General features: G+C 47.3%; 15 protein-coding genes. 13 read left to right on the top strand and 2 right to left on the bottom strand.

The window, feature by feature from the left end:
• Window positions 1–228 precede the first annotated feature (228 nt).
• The 12 genes from AC58UX_RS12445 (at window position 229) to AC58UX_RS12390 (ending at window position 12,372) form a co-directional block, all read left to right on the top strand.
• Window positions 229–1,299, top strand: coding sequence for a serine hydrolase domain-containing protein (locus AC58UX_RS12445; protein ID WP_497252964.1), 1,071 nt, complete (start codon window positions 229–231; stop codon window positions 1,297–1,299).
• A 16-nt stretch (window positions 1,300–1,315) separates the two neighbouring features.
• Complete coding sequence (locus tag AC58UX_RS12440) at window positions 1,316–2,284, top strand: GNAT family N-acetyltransferase (RefSeq protein ID WP_497252962.1); 969 nt, start codon at window positions 1,316–1,318, stop codon at window positions 2,282–2,284.
• Window positions 2,285–2,317: 33 nt separating this feature from the next.
• Window positions 2,318–3,499 carry an anhydro-N-acetylmuramic acid kinase gene (locus AC58UX_RS12435; RefSeq protein WP_497252960.1) on the top strand — a complete coding sequence of 394 codons (1,182 nt, stop codon included), beginning with the start codon at window positions 2,318–2,320 and terminating at the stop codon, window positions 3,497–3,499.
• Window positions 3,500–3,572: 73 nt separating this feature from the next.
• Window positions 3,573–4,397, top strand: a complete 825-nt coding sequence (locus AC58UX_RS12430) for a tetratricopeptide repeat protein (protein ID WP_497252958.1) — start codon at window positions 3,573–3,575, stop codon at window positions 4,395–4,397.
• Window positions 4,398–4,585: 188 nt separating this feature from the next.
• Complete coding sequence (locus tag AC58UX_RS12425) at window positions 4,586–5,359, top strand: MgtC/SapB family protein (RefSeq protein ID WP_497252956.1); 774 nt, start codon at window positions 4,586–4,588, stop codon at window positions 5,357–5,359.
• Window positions 5,360–5,425: 66 nt separating this feature from the next.
• On the top strand, window positions 5,426–6,541 hold the full coding sequence (locus AC58UX_RS12420; RefSeq protein WP_497252954.1) for an alcohol dehydrogenase catalytic domain-containing protein: 1,116 nt from the start codon (window positions 5,426–5,428) through the stop codon (window positions 6,539–6,541).
• A gap of 18 nt (window positions 6,542–6,559) precedes the next feature.
• Window positions 6,560–7,387, top strand: a complete 828-nt coding sequence (locus AC58UX_RS12415) for a glycerophosphodiester phosphodiesterase (RefSeq protein ID WP_497252952.1) — start codon at window positions 6,560–6,562, stop codon at window positions 7,385–7,387.
• Between the two features lie 177 nt (window positions 7,388–7,564).
• Window positions 7,565–8,326: a DeoR/GlpR family DNA-binding transcription regulator gene (locus tag AC58UX_RS12410; RefSeq protein WP_497252950.1), complete on the top strand. Its 762-nt coding sequence runs from the start codon at window positions 7,565–7,567 to the stop codon at window positions 8,324–8,326.
• 161 nt (window positions 8,327–8,487) lie between these two features.
• Entirely contained in the window at window positions 8,488–9,519 is a 1,032-nt protein-coding gene (locus AC58UX_RS12405) for an NAD(P)-dependent oxidoreductase (protein ID WP_497252948.1), read from the top strand.
• A gap of 33 nt (window positions 9,520–9,552) precedes the next feature.
• Complete coding sequence (locus tag AC58UX_RS12400; protein ID WP_497252946.1) at window positions 9,553–11,022, top strand: FGGY-family carbohydrate kinase; 1,470 nt, start codon at window positions 9,553–9,555, stop codon at window positions 11,020–11,022.
• A 1-nt stretch (window position 11,023) separates the two neighbouring features.
• Window positions 11,024–11,635 (top strand): histidine phosphatase family protein, encoded by a 612-nt coding sequence (locus AC58UX_RS12395; RefSeq protein WP_497252944.1) that lies wholly within the window; start codon window positions 11,024–11,026, stop codon window positions 11,633–11,635.
• A gap of 29 nt (window positions 11,636–11,664) precedes the next feature.
• Window positions 11,665–12,372, top strand: a complete 708-nt coding sequence (locus AC58UX_RS12390; protein WP_497252942.1) for a glycerophosphodiester phosphodiesterase — start codon at window positions 11,665–11,667, stop codon at window positions 12,370–12,372.
• A gap of 40 nt (window positions 12,373–12,412) precedes the next feature.
• On the opposite strand, the gene AC58UX_RS12385 is transcribed toward AC58UX_RS12390, so the two are convergent.
• Both AC58UX_RS12385 and AC58UX_RS12380 read right to left on the bottom strand, forming a co-directional pair.
• Window positions 12,413–12,625, bottom strand: coding sequence for a hypothetical protein (locus AC58UX_RS12385; protein WP_497252940.1), 213 nt, complete (start codon window positions 12,623–12,625; stop codon window positions 12,413–12,415).
• A gap of 128 nt (window positions 12,626–12,753) precedes the next feature.
• Entirely contained in the window at window positions 12,754–13,050 is a 297-nt protein-coding gene (locus AC58UX_RS12380; protein WP_497252938.1) for an AbrB/MazE/SpoVT family DNA-binding domain-containing protein, read from the bottom strand.
• Window positions 13,051–13,362: 312 nt separating this feature from the next.
• Between AC58UX_RS12380 and AC58UX_RS12375 the strand changes: the two genes are divergently transcribed.
• Window positions 13,363–16,566 (top strand): glycosyl hydrolase, encoded by a 3,204-nt coding sequence (locus tag AC58UX_RS12375; protein WP_497252936.1) that lies wholly within the window; start codon window positions 13,363–13,365, stop codon window positions 16,564–16,566.
• Window positions 16,567–16,674: the final 108 nt, after the last annotated feature.

Genomic DNA, 16,674 nt, shown 5'->3' with positions numbered 1-16,674 from the left:
GCGCGACAAGGGTTTTTGGAGTGTGTAAGTCGATTATTTCGAGTTACGTGAGCGTGACAGGGGTTCTTGGAGTGTGTAAGTCGATTATTTCGAGTTACGCGAGCGCGACATGGGTTCTTGGAATGAGTAAGTCGTTTTTTTAATGACTTTCTCGACGAACTCCTCGTTCTGTGCAGCTTTGACTATCTCACTTGCGGTTTCAAGGCAAGAAAGTGGAGGGAGCTCAGTATGTCCAATATGGATATTGCTAAAATAAGCAACTTCATCGAACAACAAATTGCGGAAGGACATCTGCCTGGTGCGGTCCTTTCTATCACTCATAGAGGCAATGAAGTTTTAAATCAAGCTTATGGGAGTCGAGTTGTTTATCCTGAAGCTGCTTCGATGAGAACGGATACCGTATTTGATTTGGCTTCACTGACCAAAGTTGTTGCCACGCTGCCGGTGGTGCTTCAATTATTGGATCAAGGTAAACTCTCTTTGGCTGATCCAATAAGTATCTTTTTGCCACAGTTTCGCACCCTTCAGGATGAGCCTATTCGGATCGTACATTTGCTTACACATTCCTCAGGGCTTAGGGCGGATATCCGGGGTATTCGAAAGATGATGCATCTATCCCGGGATGAGGTGGTGGACCTTATCTTGCAAGAACGGCCGATTCATCCCCCGGGAACGAAGGTTGTATATAGTGATATTGGCCTGATATTGCTCTACCTCATAATTGAATCTGTGACGGGGGAAGCGTTCGACGCTTATCTCAAAAAGGAAATATATGAACCGCTCGAGATGTGGGAAACAGGTTTTTGTCCGACCTTTGATCCATCGCGCTACGCGGCTACTGAGTTTTCTGAACAGCATCAAACCTACAAGTCAGGCAAGGTTCATGATGAAAAAGCGGAGCTCATGCGTGGCGTAAGCGGTCATGCGGGGTTATTTTCAACGGCGCACGACTTGGCAAATTATGCGGAAATGATCCGGCAGAAAGGTGTCTTTAAGGGGCGGCGAATCCTTTCAAGGGCAGCGGTTGAGCTGTCATTGCGTAATTTTACCCCTTTTGATCAAGAGTTTCGAGGGCTGGGCTGGTCGCTGAAAAATCCGCAAAGCTTCTGGTTCGGCGGCGACTATGTATCCGAGCAAGCATTTGGGCATACGGGGTTTACCGGTACTAGCCTTATGTTCGATCCGGTGCAAGATATGACTATCATATTGCTCACCAATCGGGTTCATTTTGGTCGAACGGAACATATTCTTCAGATGCGGCCAAGGCTGCACAATCTTATTCTCGCTCAATCCTATTAGTTTCGGAGGTTATCGAATGAACTTTGTACCTTTATCGGAGGATCGGTTGACCGAATTAAGTACGCTGTGGAATCGAGAGATTGGCGAACAGTTTCCCATGCAAGAACAACTGCTTCAACAAAACAGCTTCCTCGATGTCAACGTATTAAAAACGGGTTCTTGGATGGCTGTTGAAGAGGAAACCGGCAAAGTCGTTGGTTTTATCGTTGCCAAGCTTTGGCAGGAGCAGAGGGAGTTCGTGCTGGGAGCTGGTGCAGGCTGGATTCAGGTCCTGTTGGTTGACCGAGATTATCGCAGACGTGGTATTGGAAGCGAGCTACTGCAACGGACGGAATCGGCTCTACTGGAGCATGGCGTTAAAAGAATATTGCTCGGTCGTGATCCATGGCACTACTTTCCGGGAATTCCTATAGAGTATCCTGAAGTGCGCACTTGGTTCGATGCTAAGGGCTATAAAGACGATAATCGTGTGGAAAATGATCTACTAGCAACGTATGACACTTCCTCTGCGAACGCATTGCCTGCGCAGGAGGGTGTTACGTATCGGTTGTTGGAGAGTCATGAGAAGGACGATCTGCTCGCCTTTTTCCACCGCTGTTTTCCAGGACGTTGGGAATACGAAGCTATACGCTATTTTGAACTCGGGGGGACGGGACGCGAATTTGTTGTGATTGAAACCGATGGTCATATTGTTGGGTTCTGCCGCATCAACGACAGCGCATCACCTATCATCGCTCAAAACGTGTACTGGTCGCCTTTATTTGAAGACGAGCTAGGAGGGATTGGGCCTCTAGGTGTCGATTCCGCGTATCAAGGAAGAGGGTTTGGACTCGCGGTTGTTCAAGCAGGTGTTCATTTCCTTCGGGAACGTCAGGTTGGACGGATCGTTATCGATTGGACAACTCTCGTTGCTTTTTACGAAAAACTGAATTACCGCGTGTGGAAATCTTATGATTCTTATTCAAAGGTAGTAGGAACATCATAGCTAATAATCCCATTACCAAGGAGATGAGTTCTCTTGTTGCGTACACTTCTAAATAAATCTTCACTAACGATAGCTGGGCTTATGTCTGGCACATCCCTGGATGGCATCGATGTAGCCATCGTTCGCATTGAGGGCAGCGGCACAGATGTGAAAATCGAGCAGCTGCACTTTGAGAGCTTCCCTTACGACGATGAAACGCGCGAAAGGTTAAAGCTACTGTGCACGATCGAGCATTCCGATGTCGCACAAGTGTGCGGTATGAACTTTGCCATTGCCGAGCGCTTCGCTGATGCCGTGATACACACAGCGAAAGCAGCGAACATCAGCATGGAAGAGATCGATCTAATCAGCTCCCATGGTCAGACGGTTTGGCACATCCCAACAGCGGATGATACAAATCCTTATCTTCCCAAATCAACCCTGCAGATCGGGGATTTGTCTGTCATTGCCAAACGCACAGGCAAGCCTGTCGTAGGCGATTTCCGCACAGCCGATATGGCTGTCGGCGGACAAGGCGCACCGCTTGTGCCTTATGGCGACTATTTGCTGTTCAAGGACGCGAACAAAGGGCGCATCCTTCAAAATATAGGCGGCATCGGAAATTGCACAGCGATTCCTGCTAATGCCAGCGGAATCAGTGCTTTTGACACGGGCCCGGGGAACATGATCATGGATCAGGTCGTCTATGAGCTATCCGGGGGGCGCATTTCGTACGACGCGAATGGCGATTGGGCAGCTAAAGGGAAGGTACATCAAGAGCTGCTTGAGGGCATGCTCGCTCATCCGTATTTCCAAGAACCAGCTCCCAAATCGACGGGACGAGAAATTTTCGGAAAAGCCTATACTGCAGTATGGCTGGCATCCGCTTTGGAACGAGGTCTTCCACACGAGGATATCGTGGCTACGGCGACAGCTTTTACAGCGCACAGCATCGCTCGCGGCTATCAGGATTTTATTTTTCCACAGAGTGATATTGCGGAAGTCATTGTGAGTGGCGGCGGGGCCCATAACCAAACGCTGCTGCGGATGCTTGGTGAACTGCTGCCAGAGCAGACTATTCTTACATCCGACGAGGTCGGCATATCGGCTGATGCGAAGGAAGCAATACTGTTTGCCTTGCTAGGCAATGCCTTCATCCAAGGAGAGCCAAACAATGTGCCTGCGGCGACGGGGGCGGAAAGACAGACGATCATGGGGAAATTAGCTTTACCGTAAAGCTATGAGAAGGACAGCATTTTTTGCTACAATGATACTAGTCTAATAGCGTGTACAAAGGAGATTAGTAGCTATGCCGCCGATTGTGAAAAGTTTGCTTAAGCTTATCGTTGTGATTGTCTTAATTGTTATTGGTTTTCAGGTTAACTGGCTACTTGGGGTAGCAGCGATCTTGGTGATTCTAGGTTATTTTACTTATGTGAATCGTTCTGGCTTTTATGCTCAGAGGGGCAATCTGGCCTATATGAAGGGTGATCGTGAGCAAGCGCTGATGTGGATGGAAAAAGCGTATGTCTCGAAAGCTTTTCTGCCGAAACATCAGATTGGCTATGGCTATTTGTTAATGAAGACGGGGAATCTTACTAAGGCTGAGCAAATGTTCGAAGAGGTTCTGCAATCAACCCAATCTGCGGAAACCCGTAGTCAAGCCAAGCTCAATGTGGCAACGGTGTACTGGCTGCAGAATAAAAGGGACGAGGCTTTGGCAATCCTGCAGGAACAAGCAAGCGAGGTCAAGAACACGCTGGTTTATGGGAATTATGGTTATTTCCAAATCCTGCATGGAGACTTAGAGGCAGCGCTTGCCTATAATCTCGAGGCGTACGATTATAATGACAGTGATCTAACCATTATGGATAATTTAGCGCAAAACTATTATTTGCTCGGTCGTCTGGATGAAGCGGCTGAGATGTATGCCAAGGTGATTGCGAAAACACCTAAGCACGCGGAGTCTTATTATTTCTACGCACAAACGCTCCATAAACTTGGTCGGACAGAGGAAGCCCGTGAGCAGCTGGCGACTGCACAGGAGAAGGAACTTGCGCTCGTGACTCCTTTGACTAAGGAGGATATTGCGGTATTTGTAAGTCAATTGGGTAAAGATGAGGTTGTTCAATAAAAAAATCAAACACTTATAAACAAGAAGCCGAAGAGCGAACTCTTCGGTTTTTTTGTATTTTTCTTGAAAAATGACACCTTGACACTAATTTCAGATTGACATATCATCGATTTAAACATATATGAGCAAAAAATTAATACAAATGAACAATTGCGAACGTGCCGAATTAGGAGTGAGGAGGTGAAGATTTGGTAGATCAAATTTGGTATATTTCGCATTTTGATCTCACATTGCGTTTGGTATTATCTCTGATCTTAGGCGGTTGCATCGGGTTAGAGCGAGAATGGAGCAACCATGCAGCAGGGCTTCGCACGCATATTTTGGTTTGTCTTGGCTCTACGACGATCATGCTGCTGTCCATGTACGGATTTAGTGAGTTTTTTATCAATGAACCTGCACTGCGCGGTGATCCGGCAAGACTGGCTGCGCAAGTCATCAGCGGAATTGGTTTCCTTGGTGCAGGTGCCATTATGCGGACGGGCTCGAAGGTTTCGGGGTTAACTACTGCGGCGTCGATCTGGGTTGTTGCTGCGATTGGGTTAGCTGTAGGCGCTGGTTTTTATTATGTATCCCTTGTAACGGTCATTCTTGTTTTATTTTGTTTATTTGTGCTCAATTACTGGGAGAAGTATCTCAATCGCAAAAGGAAGCAAGAAGAATTGACGGTAAGGGTACTGGATAATCCCGGATGTCTAAGCGAAGTCATCACTCGATTGGTCGAATTGAACATTCCCATACGGCAAATTCAAATGGGGAAAGGTTCTACTGAAGATGGTGAATCCCCGGGACTGATTTCAATTGTTATTTCGCTGTCGTCCCAGAAGGATGACCAGCAGATAAGCAGCTTGCTAAACATGATTTGTGGGATTCCGCATGTGCAAGCGATTGAACCGCATGGCTACCAAATTCACAAAAAAAGAAACGAAAATGAAAGTCGAATAGCCTCTGTTTTTTCTCGTTGAAGGCCTTTGGAAGTCTGGGAATTTATAATATCAAGTTAATTAGATGTGACAGGAGAGGAATCCACTATGAATGAAGCCAAGCAAGCTGTGAAAAGTAATGTTGTATCACGTGCCTATCGACTTATTAAGCCTCGAGATGTGCAAGATATCGTCTTAGAGCACGAAGTACATGACTGGGAGGTTGTTGTCGAGCCAACAATTGGGAGCGTGTGCCACGCGGATTTGCGTTATTTTACAGGTCAACGACGTGCCGAGGCGCTAGCGCGTAAGCTGCCTATGGCCCTGATTCATGAAGGTATTGGAACCATCATTCAGAGCAAGTCTCCTATTTTACAGCAAGGTCAGCGTGTGGTTATTGTTCCGAATCTTCAAGGGTACTTGATGAAAGGGTTGAATCAGGATCAATGCTGCGAAACCTGCAGAGGCAATAAAGGAAACAATTACTGTACCCATGGTCGATTTCTGGGAAGCGGCATGGATGGCATCGCGCAAAGCAGGCTAGTCGTACCGGCGGCCAGTGCCATACCAATTCCGGCAGAAGTTCCGGATGAGATCGCGGTGTTGACAGAGCTGTGCTCGGTATCTTATCAAGCGCTCAACCATGTGGCTGATCAGTTGGCAAACGCTAATATTGTTATTTTTGGAGATGGCCCAGTTGGCTATTTGGCAGCGGCGATGCTGCATCATGTGTACAAGGTAGATTTAGATCGCCTGACGGTGTTTGGGGCAGTTCCCGAAAAGCTGGATAAATTCGAATGTCCGAACCGGAAGCTCGTGCAGGATTATGACTTTTCATCGGGAACTTCCTATGATATTGCGTTAGAATGCACAGGAGGTAAATTCTCTGAGAGTGCGATTAATCAAGCGATTGATGTATTAAATCCTGGAGGACATCTCATTTTAATGGGGGTTACAGAGGATCGTGTGCCTATTAATACGAGGGATGTTTTAGAAAAAGGGATCACAATGAAGGGGAGTTCGCGAAGCTCCATTGAGGATTTTATACCTGTTCTTCATGCGATGAAAGATCCGAGATGTCAGGCGACCTTGAGAAAGCTTTTGCCAAGTACCAATATAGAGATCAATTCGAATGAGGATTTTGCAGATGCAATGGCATTTGCAGAGGAGCATCGCAGTTGGACGAAAGTATTGCTGGATTTCCGATGGGCGCAATCTTGTTAGACTTGGAGGCGTAGAGAAATGGTATTGCGTGAAAAAACAGGATGGAAAAGCGTGAAGTGGCAGGCTCATCAAAATTCAAATTCTGAAATGCCCGAGAATACGATGGCCGCTGTAAACTACGCCTGGGAACTAGGCGGCATACCGGAGCTGGACATTCGCCAAACGGTGGACGGAATTATTATAGGTCTTCATGATGCTACGCCAGAAAGAACGACAAATGCCCCAGTTGCCGATAAAGATAAACTCATTGCAACGCTGACCTATGAAGAGCTGCTTGCGTGGGATGCAGGTATTAAATTCGGTGAGCAATTTCAGGGAGAGCGTATTCCCAGTTTGGAACACATTTTAAGGGTTTTAGCTGAAGATTCGGAGCGAGAGCTTTATCTGGACTACAAAAACGTTGATGTAGAGAGTCTCTCTAGACTGATCAGTAAATATGGTGTAGCGCGACAAATTATTTTTGCTCATAATGACTATGGGAATTGTTATGAAATGAAGAGGCTGCTTCCAGAAATACGAACGATGCTGTGGGTATCCGGTCGCGTACCTGAAACGACGATGCGCACATATAACGAAGTGTTTGAGGCGGATTTTGCTTCGCTAGATATTATACAACTTCATTTAGTTGATGCAGAGCCAGCAGGTGACGGAAACTGGAGATATCGCATACCACAGCCATTTCTCGCTGTCGCCTTGCAGCAGTTAGATGAACGTGGGCTGGAATTGGAGGTATTGCCATTCCATTTTGATGACCGTGATTTATTTGAGTTGTTGGATATGGGCATTCGAAGGTATGCCGTAGATGAGCCTAAAAGATTTGTTGAAGTGTTGCAGCGCTATTTTTAAATTGAAAAGAATGTTACGCAGACAAGGACCGCTCTAAGAGCAGGGGCCTTGTTTGTGTTAGTCGAGTTTATCTTGACAGAGAAATTATTCATCGTTAATCTAAATGAAACAATTATGAGCATAAAATACGACTAAATGAGCAAATCATACATGAATTTGTGAGGAAGGGGCAATCCGTTGTTAGCCGCAGAACGAAAATTTCGCATCGTAGATTACGTAAAACAACATCGTGTCGCTACAATTGCTGAATTGGCACTAGAATTCGATGTTCATGAAGCTACCATTCGACGAGATCTAGAGGAAATTGAACAGAAGGGGCTGCTCAAGCGAACGCATGGCGGTGTTACATTTGACCAGTGGACGCAAGATGAACCTTCTTTTAATGAGAGAGCTGTACAACAATTAGATCAAAAGATGCGAATCGGGAAGATGGCGGCAAGCCTAATCCAAGATGGGGAGCACGTCATTATTGACTCCGGTACGACGACACTTCATATTGCGAAGCATCTCGTCCATCGCTCTAATATTACCGTCGTGACCAACGATATGAATATTGCCATGGAGCTGCGTGAAGCGTCGGGGATCAAGGTCATTATGACTGGGGGCGAACTCTATCCGTCCAGTTATATGTTTAATGGGATGTTTACCGATCATGTGCTGAAGTCGCTTCATGTGCAGAAAGCATTTCTCGGCACGCCGGTCATTCATCCGAAGTATGGACTGATGCATCCGGATGCACAGTTAGTGCCAACCAAGCAAGGCATGATTGAAGCGGCTGAGCGAATTATCGTTGTTGCAGACGATAGTAAGATCGGCAATCTGTCACTCCATACCGTTGCTCCCGTAAGTGCGGTGCATACGCTGATCACCTCGGAAGGTGCTCCGGAAAAAGCCATTAACCAGTTTCGCGATAGCGGCGTCGAAGTCATGTTGGCTTGAGACGGCGTAGAACATATATGAGATAGGGCACCTTCGCGGGTGCTTTTTTTTATGTTGTACAGCTAAAGGTTATCTGCTACAATCCAAATAAGCAAATGTATTATTTTTGAGCAAATGTCCAAACGTTCAAATATCCTAAGGGTAAGAAAGGATGATTGCAGATGAACATTCTTGTAACAGCTCCTTATACGGAGGAAGAGTTAAAGGTTGTTGAACGATTTGGGAAGGTACATTTTAGACCTTGGAAATTGAACGGCAGAGGATTCCATGCGGATGAGCTAATTCAATTACTGCAGGAAACGAATGCGGATGCGCTCATTACGGAACATGATCACGTTGAAACTTCGGTCATCGAAGCTGTTGATTTGAAATTTATCGGAGTTTGCAGAGGGACGCCATCGAATGTGGATGTTGCAAGCGCAACACGCAAGGGGATCCCTGTGTTTAATACGCCAGCTCGCAACGCGCAAGCAGTAGCTGAGCTAGTGGCGGGTTCGTTGATCGTATTTTTGCGGAAGTTACGTGAAGCAGAGTACTGGCTAAAATCGAAAACGTGGAAAACGGATGCGCATGAATCCTATCTCCATTTTCGAGGTCATGAGCTGCGCGGAAAAACCGTTGGGATGGTAGGCTTCGGAGGTGTTGGGCAGCGAGTTGCCGAAGTATTGAGAGGGTTTACTTGTGAGATTCAATATTATGATCCCTATTTGCAGCAATCGCCGAATCCAGCATATACCGCCTGTTCGCTCGAGGACGTATTCGCGACTAGCGACATCGTTTCAATCCATCTGCCGGTTACGGCTGACACGATCGGGATGATAGATGAACGGCTGCTTAGCCTCATGAAGCCGGATGCCATCTTGGTAAACAGCGCTCGCGCTGCTGTCGTTAACCGAGACGCTTTATTTGCGGCTTTGCAAGAAAAGCGTATTGGAGGCGCTGTGCTGGACGTGTTCTATCACGAGCCCCCAGATGAATCGGATTATGCGTTGATTGAACTGCCCAATGTGTATGCGACACCGCATATTGCTGGTGCCTCGTATCAAGTGGACGGCTACAGCATCGTCATGATGAATGAAGCGCTGGAAGCATGGTTCGGGCAGCATAATCGGCAAATTCGCCAGTTGTTTAATAAATCGGTTCTCCTTGAACCGATCGCGGAAGAACATGGAGCCAAAGCAGTTGGCGGCTAATGTGCTTTTGGGGAGTATAGAGGAGGAAAAAATGTGAACAGCGGCAAACTCGTTTTTATCGGAGCTGATATCGGTTCGCAAGGTGTGCGCGTCATGGCACTAGATGACCAAGGAGAGCTTCTCGTCTCAGACGCGGTGACATTCGAGCTTTTTAACACGCGGGAGGAGCAATCTCCAGCTCTATGGTGGGAGGCTTTGACCGGATGTCTGAACCGTATCGTCCACGATTTGAAAACGTTACATGCAGGCATTTCAATTGAAGCCTTATCGGTCACATCGACCTCGGGAACGATGATTCCTCTCGATGAGCGGAACGAGCCGCTAGGCCCAGCGCTGATGTACAGCGATCCTCGATCGAAGCTGGAAGCGGAGGCTTGTACGCTTGCTGCGCAAGGTGATCCATGTGCCTATACAATCTTCCAAGCATCTTCAGGATTACCGAAAATCATCTGGTTCGGCAACCAGTATCCGCACCTAATCGAACGGACGAAACGGTGGGTACATGCAGCCGATTATCTAATTGGCAAGTTGAGCGGTGTATGGGGAGTTACCGATTATACCAATTGTTTAAAAACGGGCTATGACTTAATTCGCGACCGCTGGCCGTCGTATATCAGTGAGAAATTGGGGATTCCAGCCGAATGGCTGCCTACTGTTGTGGCTCCGGGCACTGTGCTTGGCACGATTTGCCCGGAAGCGTCTCAATTAACAGGCTTGCCCGCTCAGGTCCGCATTGTAGCTGGCATGACGGATGGCTGTGCCTCTCAGATCGCCTCGGGCGCTATTCGACCTGGCGAATGGAATACAACGATCGGAACCACGATGGTCGTAAAAGGAGTAACGCAGCAGCCCATCATAGATCCGCTTGGCCGATTGTATAATCATAAACATCCGCAGGGTTTTTGGATGCCTGGCGGTGCAAGTAATACAGGGGCCGACTGGGTATCGCGCGATTATAAAGGAGCAGATCTTGCAGCCTTGGATCAATCGGCAGGCGAGATCACACCGACACCCTGGGTGGCCTATCCACTTCACCAGAAGGGGGAGCGCTTCCCATTTATTTCAGCGAATGCGGCTGGTTTTGAGCCACAGGGGCTTACGCCAGAGCAGCTTTTTACAGCTCGGATGGAAGGTGTCGCCTATTTGGAACGGCTTTCTTATGACATTATCGAAGGCTTGTCGGGTGAACGCGTGTCTGCGATTTATACAGCTGGCGGCGCGAGCAATAGTCTCGTTTGGTTACAAATTAGAAGCAGTGTGAGCGGCAGGCCGATTCGGAAAATGAAACATACCGAAGGTGCGGCAGGCGCCGCTGTTCTGGCTGCATCCCAAACGCGGTTTTCCAGCTTGGAAGAAGCGGGGAGCGCGATGATTCGACCAGAACTGACCGTGGAACCGGCTGAAGCTTCGATTTGTGAGCAATATGAGTTGAGGTATAAGCAGTTTATACAGCTATTGCAGGAAAAAGGGTATTACAATGAAGGAAAGGCTCAGGTGGAGTAAAATGACTCGTTTTTATGTGATGCGTCATGGAGAAACCGATTGGAATCGCGATCGCAACCGGTATTGCGGCATTTCGGATATTCCTTTGTCAGCGGAAGGGCAGAAGCAGGCAGAGCAGGCCGGCGATTTTCTTCGAGCCGTGAGGATCGATCAGGTGTACGCATCCCATCTACAGCGTGCAGCCCAAACCGCTCAGCCTGCAGCAGGGCATAGGGAACTTCCCATCCATCAAGATAAGCGGCTGTCGGAAATTGATTTTGGCTTATGGGAAGGACTTCGCATAGATGATATTACTTCCCGTTATCCGCAGGAATGGCAAAGTTGGCTGGATGATCCGGCAAAGGGCTTGGCAGGCGGAACGGGAGAGTCTGGCCAAGACGTTTTTGATCGGATGCATCATTTCTTTGCGGAGAAAGCAGAAGAGCACGCAGGTGAGCATATTCTTGTTACCAGCCACAGCACGGCTATCCGTATTTTCATTGCTGGCTTGTTGTCCATGCCGCTGAAAGCGTATAGGAAGCTGCCAGCAGACAATGCGGGTGTTGCGGTGCTGGACGTGAAAGGTGACGATTTTCGATTGATCAGGTTGAACTGCCGTTTTGATGCATTTTAATTACCTACATTGGGAAGGAATGACTGAGAATGACGATTAAAGGAATTGCACACCGTGGATACCCTGTAAAATATTATGAAAATACGCTGCCATCTTTTCAAGCGGCTTGTGATTTAGGATTTTCACAGCTAGAGCTGGATGTTCATTTAAGCAAGGACGGTGTGCCGATTGTAATGCATGATAAAACACTGGACAGGCTGACCGATGGGAAGGGCTATATTAAGGATTATACAGCGGAAGAGCTGCGCCGCTTTCGGATCGGCGGTACGGAAGTTATTCCAACCTTGGAGGAAGCACTGCTTTTAGTCAAGGATCGCTTGGTCGTCAGCATTGAATTGAAACAGGAAGGCGAGTTTTACGATGGGCTGGAAGAGGCGGTACTGGAAGTTGTTCGTCGCACAGAGATGATGGAGCAGGTCTATGTGATTTCTTTCGACCATTTTTCTGTCGCACGGATGAGAGAGCTGGATGCAGATATCCCTCTAGGCCTCGTGTTCCATGGCAGCATGCCGTATGTGTTCCCTTTTATGAAAGAGATCAAAGGTCAGTATTTGGCGGTTAAGCTGTCCTTTCTCACTGAAAAGTATGCTCGTATGATCGAAGAAGCGGGAATTCAGCTGGTTGTATGGCCGGTCGACCGTCTGGAAGAGATGGAGCTGGTTTCGAAAAAATATCCTTCGGCCATTATTTGTACGAATGAATTAGAGCGGTGGAAGTCGTTTATAGAGGGTCGTTAATAGGCAAAATGGACAAAGGCGGTCAGCTTTATGACCGCCTTTAAAATTTGTGTTGGTCTCTTGCCTCGGCTGTTTTATAAATATAATTGCGAAAACCAATAGCCAGTACATGAACCTCATCATTTATATATTTAAAAATAATTCGCATATCAGGTGAAGTATCAATACCAACATGAAAACGGCTTTTGCGCCAACCGAGCAGAGGGGGATACTCACAAGGTATACTGTGCTGTAAATTTTCTTGATCTGCCACTATTAACCTGAGCTACTTTAAAACGCTTAATAGTACCGAATCAAATTGATCCTGAGCCTTTATAGAAATGAGCTTAAAATCTACCATACGGACTTGTTTATGTTCAATGATTTTTTCCATCTCTTTAATTAGTCCAATCCGGCACTTTTCCTTGCCATCTTAATAAATTCCTCTTCATTCTCAATAGAAATTGTTTCCCAAGCATCGGATTTATCAACTTCTGCAAGCCGTTGGCGATAAAGCTTATAGATCTCCATATCCTCTTTTGGCACGCTCACAACAGGTGTACCAATTAACACACCATCGACCACCTTAAAATCTATTTCATCACCAATATCAGCATAAATTGCATCAAGTATTTCTTTTTTTATAGTAATCTGTCCCTTTTTACGTATTGTAACCTTAGATCTTACCTCGTCAGCCATAATAGCAGTCCTCCTCAAATCGGATTCTATTATTGACATTATATCCACTCCCCTTCGGTTTGATTCTACTATTCTTACTTTCCTACTTTCCTACTTTTTTACTATACATCAATTAACTATACACTTCATTACTTTGTTACTTTATCAGGAAGATGAACGATAATCTCATTGAAAAATGACACGGAAACTAGGGAATTTCCACTATGGAGGGTCGTGCGGTTTCGATAGACTTAAGAGGAGAGGACGGAGGAAACGTGCTCATCTAATGTTTAGATATACTTGAGATTTCTACATAAAAGGAGAGAAACTAGCATGACGTTACCCGATTTGAACCAGTTTGCAGATCCGCCTGCACTGTACAGAAGTGCACCATTATGGGTGTGGAACGATGAAATGACGGAGACCGTTATTCGCACGCAGTTGCTTGAATTAAAAGAACACGGCTTTGGCGGTGCTTTCGTCCATCCTCGTCCTGGGCTCATTACGCCATACTTATCGGAGGAATGGTTTGAGCTGTGGTCTGTTGCGTTGGAAGAAGCGGAAAAGCTAGGATTGAAGCTGTATATTTACGATGAAAATTCATATCCGTCAGGCTTTGCTGGCGGTCATGTGCCGTCTGAGCTTCCAGATTGCTTGGCTAATTCGGTAAACATGCGAGAGCTCGACCTAACGGACAGCAAGTCAGCGCTTCCTGTACTCTCCGGTATGCTGAATCGCCCAGGACATCCAATTCGAGCGTTCGCGATGAAGGAAAGCGCTGAGGGGAACGGAACGTTAGAAATTGCCCATGATGTCACAAGTATCCCTTCCTCTGAGTGGGGACAGTATGGCGAGAAATTTCTGTGGTTTGAGATCGGTAAGCCAGAGACGAATTCATGGCTAGGCGGTTTTGCTTATACAGATTTAATGCGTCCCGAAGTGGCGCAGGTATTCCTTAATAGCACGTATGAAGCATATCGTAGTCGATATGGCGACAAGTTTGGCGGCAGCATTCCAGCGATCTTCACGGATGAACCAGAAATATCGCCAGGTAATCTGTTTCAAGCTGGCAACAACTTCTTGCCATTCAGCTACTGGTTCGCAGGGCGCTTTGAAGAACGCAACGGGTATGATTTAAAGGACCATTTACCGTGCCTGTTCAAAGATGTAACCGGCCCTTCGCTTCGCCGAGACGCCCAAAAGGTTCGTTACGACTATTACGACACCATTCGTGAATTGTGGGTGGAAAACTTCCTTCAGCCTATTTATGAATGGTGTGCGAAGCACGGTATTGCTTGGACAGGGCATTATTTGGAGCATAATTGGCCTTACCCTTGGGGAAGAACCTCGCCTGCGGTGATGTCGCTTTATGAATACATGCAGTGGCCTGGCATCGATATGCTGAAATCCAATTTGCTGCGGCAGAAGGATCAAGAAGGCATGGAACCCCTCATGCTAACCATCCGAGAGGCCCATAGTGTTGCCAATCAGCTAGACCGTGAGCGTGTTCTTTGTGAAGCTTATGGCGCTGGCGGGTGGGATTCTGATTTTCGAGATTACAAACGGATAGGTGACTGGCTAGTTGTTCACGGCATTAACTTTATTAATCAACATCTCACGTTCGTTACGTTGTCTGGCGCACGCAAACGCGATCATCCACAATCCTTCGATTGGCGTCAGCCATGGTGGGAAGAGTATGGAAAGATGAATGAGTATTTCGGACGTCTAACCTACATGCTCTCGCAAGGAAAGACCAACAATCGAATTCTGTTCTTAAATCCTGTGACGAGCGTCTTCATGGAATCGCCTGAATCCCAGAAGGGAGGCCTTCGCCTGAAGGAAGCGCCGCCTCAGAACCCTGACATGTCTCTGCATCTGAAGGTAGTGCAAGGTTTGTGCGATCGGCAGTGGAATTATGATTTTGGCGATGAGTTCATCATGGAGCGGCACGGCCATGCGGCCGAGGGCAAGCTTCAAGTTGGCGGTCGCCGATATGACGTCGTTGTGTTTCCGAATAGCATGCGAAATATGAGAGCATCAACTGTGAAGCTGCTTGAAGCCTATTTGCAGTCGGGCGGACGTGTGATTGCCATGGCAGAGCCGTCAAGCTTCATTAATGGAGAGGCTTCCGAAGAGGCCAGCAAGCTGGCATCCTACCCGGGTTGGCTGACAGCGTCAACGTTGGATGAAATAGATAGTTTACTACATGAATTATTGCCGATTGACTTCGAATGGGTTAGCGAGACTCCGCTTCCTGTCGGCGTTCATCATCTGCGTCGTGACTATGATGATGGAAGCTCCGCTTACTTTATCGTCAACAGCAGTACTCAGTCCCTTGTTGCGGATTTAAAGCTGCGCGGTAAAGAAGTGGAAATTCGTGATTCCTGGAGCGGGAACGCGGTGATGCCTGCTTACGAGCAAGAAGGTGAGTACGTGCGGCTAGCGGTTGAGCTGCCAGAGGAGGGATCTCTTCTGCTAGTTGTCAGGGAAGAAGCAAGTTCGGATTCCGACCTGATAACGTCTCAAACGGGTGGTCCTAACACTTCCGATTGGTGTGGAGATTATACACCGCATAACGATGTACAAACCTTGTCCGCACAGACGTCTGTCCAAATGGAAACAGACAATGTGCTTGTGCTGGACTATTGTGATATTCAAGTGGGAAGCAAATCGTACGAAGGCATCAACACCGTTCATGGCCAGCGTCTAATCTATGAGCATCATGGCTTCGAGACCAACCCTTGGGATAATGGAGTACAGTTTAAGCGCAGGCTGCTCGACCGCAATACCTTTGCAGCAGGCACCGGCTTTACGGCAACGTATCGCTTCCAAGCGGATACGGCTGGTTTGGTTGGTCCGATCCAGTTAATGGTGGAGCGCGGGCGTTCTTATGAGTTGTCGGTAAACGGCTCTCCGATCACATGGAGTGAGGCGAGCTGGTCGTTAGATCACCATTTTAACGCTGCAGAAATTTCAGGTGCCATTGTCAACGGGGAAAATACGATTACCCTGCAAGTAACTCCATTCGATATTCGCTTAGAACTAGAAGCCGTTTACTTGTTAGGCTCATTCTCGGTTATCAGTATGCAAGGCAAATGGACGATTGCCGAGCCAAAGCCGCTTAGTTTAGGGGCATGGAAGGATCAGGGCTACCCATTCTACAGCAGCAGCGTTGTGTATGAAAAGCAAATCCACATGCCAGCGTCAGCGCATGCCTGTCGAGTTCGTCTACCTGAGTGGGGAGGAGCAGTGGCATCGCTGCACGTGAATGGACAATACGCAGGCTTATTTGGTGCCGGACAAGGGGATTCTCATGAGGTCAGTCACCTCCTCCGTGATGGAGACAATAGCATTGCGATTCGCGTTTCAGGCAACCTCAAGAATATGCTCGGTCCGCATCATGAGCCAGATGGTGTGCGAAAAAGCGCATGGCCACGCAACTTTAAGAAGGCGCCGCTCTATGGTCCGCCGTCTGCCGAAAGCTATGATACACTTGCCTTCGGTTTGTTAGCCGATTTTGTTGTCGAAATAAGCTAATTCTTATCAAATAGCAGATTTCCGTATTAGGAAGAACCGTGTAGTCAGGCTACGCGGTTCTTCTCATTTGAGCAAATGCTCATAATTAAACAAATGATTGAAAAATCC

Source organism: Paenibacillus sp. J22P90 (assembly GCF_059692195.1).
This window is presented reverse-complemented; position numbering and strand designations above follow the sequence as displayed.

Bases quoted from the DNA above. Each gene is read 5' to 3' on its own strand.
- AC58UX_RS12445 (WP_497252964.1), top strand. From the start codon at position 229: ATGTCCAATATGGATATTGCTAAAATAAGCAACTTCATCGAACAACAA.
- AC58UX_RS12440 (WP_497252962.1), top strand. From the start codon at position 1,316: ATGAACTTTGTACCTTTATCGGAGGATCGGTTGACCGAATTAAGTACG.
- AC58UX_RS12430 (WP_497252958.1), top strand. From the start codon at position 3,573: ATGCCGCCGATTGTGAAAAGTTTGCTTAAGCTTATCGTTGTGATTGTC.
- AC58UX_RS12420 (WP_497252954.1), top strand. From the start codon at position 5,426: ATGAATGAAGCCAAGCAAGCTGTGAAAAGTAATGTTGTATCACGTGCC.
- AC58UX_RS12415 (WP_497252952.1), top strand. From the start codon at position 6,560: ATGGTATTGCGTGAAAAAACAGGATGGAAAAGCGTGAAGTGGCAGGCT.
- AC58UX_RS12405 (WP_497252948.1), top strand. From the start codon at position 8,488: ATGAACATTCTTGTAACAGCTCCTTATACGGAGGAAGAGTTAAAGGTT.
- AC58UX_RS12395 (WP_497252944.1), top strand. From the start codon at position 11,024: ATGACTCGTTTTTATGTGATGCGTCATGGAGAAACCGATTGGAATCGC.
- AC58UX_RS12390 (WP_497252942.1), top strand. From the start codon at position 11,665: ATGACGATTAAAGGAATTGCACACCGTGGATACCCTGTAAAATATTAT.
- AC58UX_RS12380 (WP_497252938.1), bottom strand. From the start codon at position 13,050: ATGGCTGACGAGGTAAGATCTAAGGTTACAATACGTAAAAAGGGACAG.
- AC58UX_RS12375 (WP_497252936.1), top strand. From the start codon at position 13,363: ATGACGTTACCCGATTTGAACCAGTTTGCAGATCCGCCTGCACTGTAC.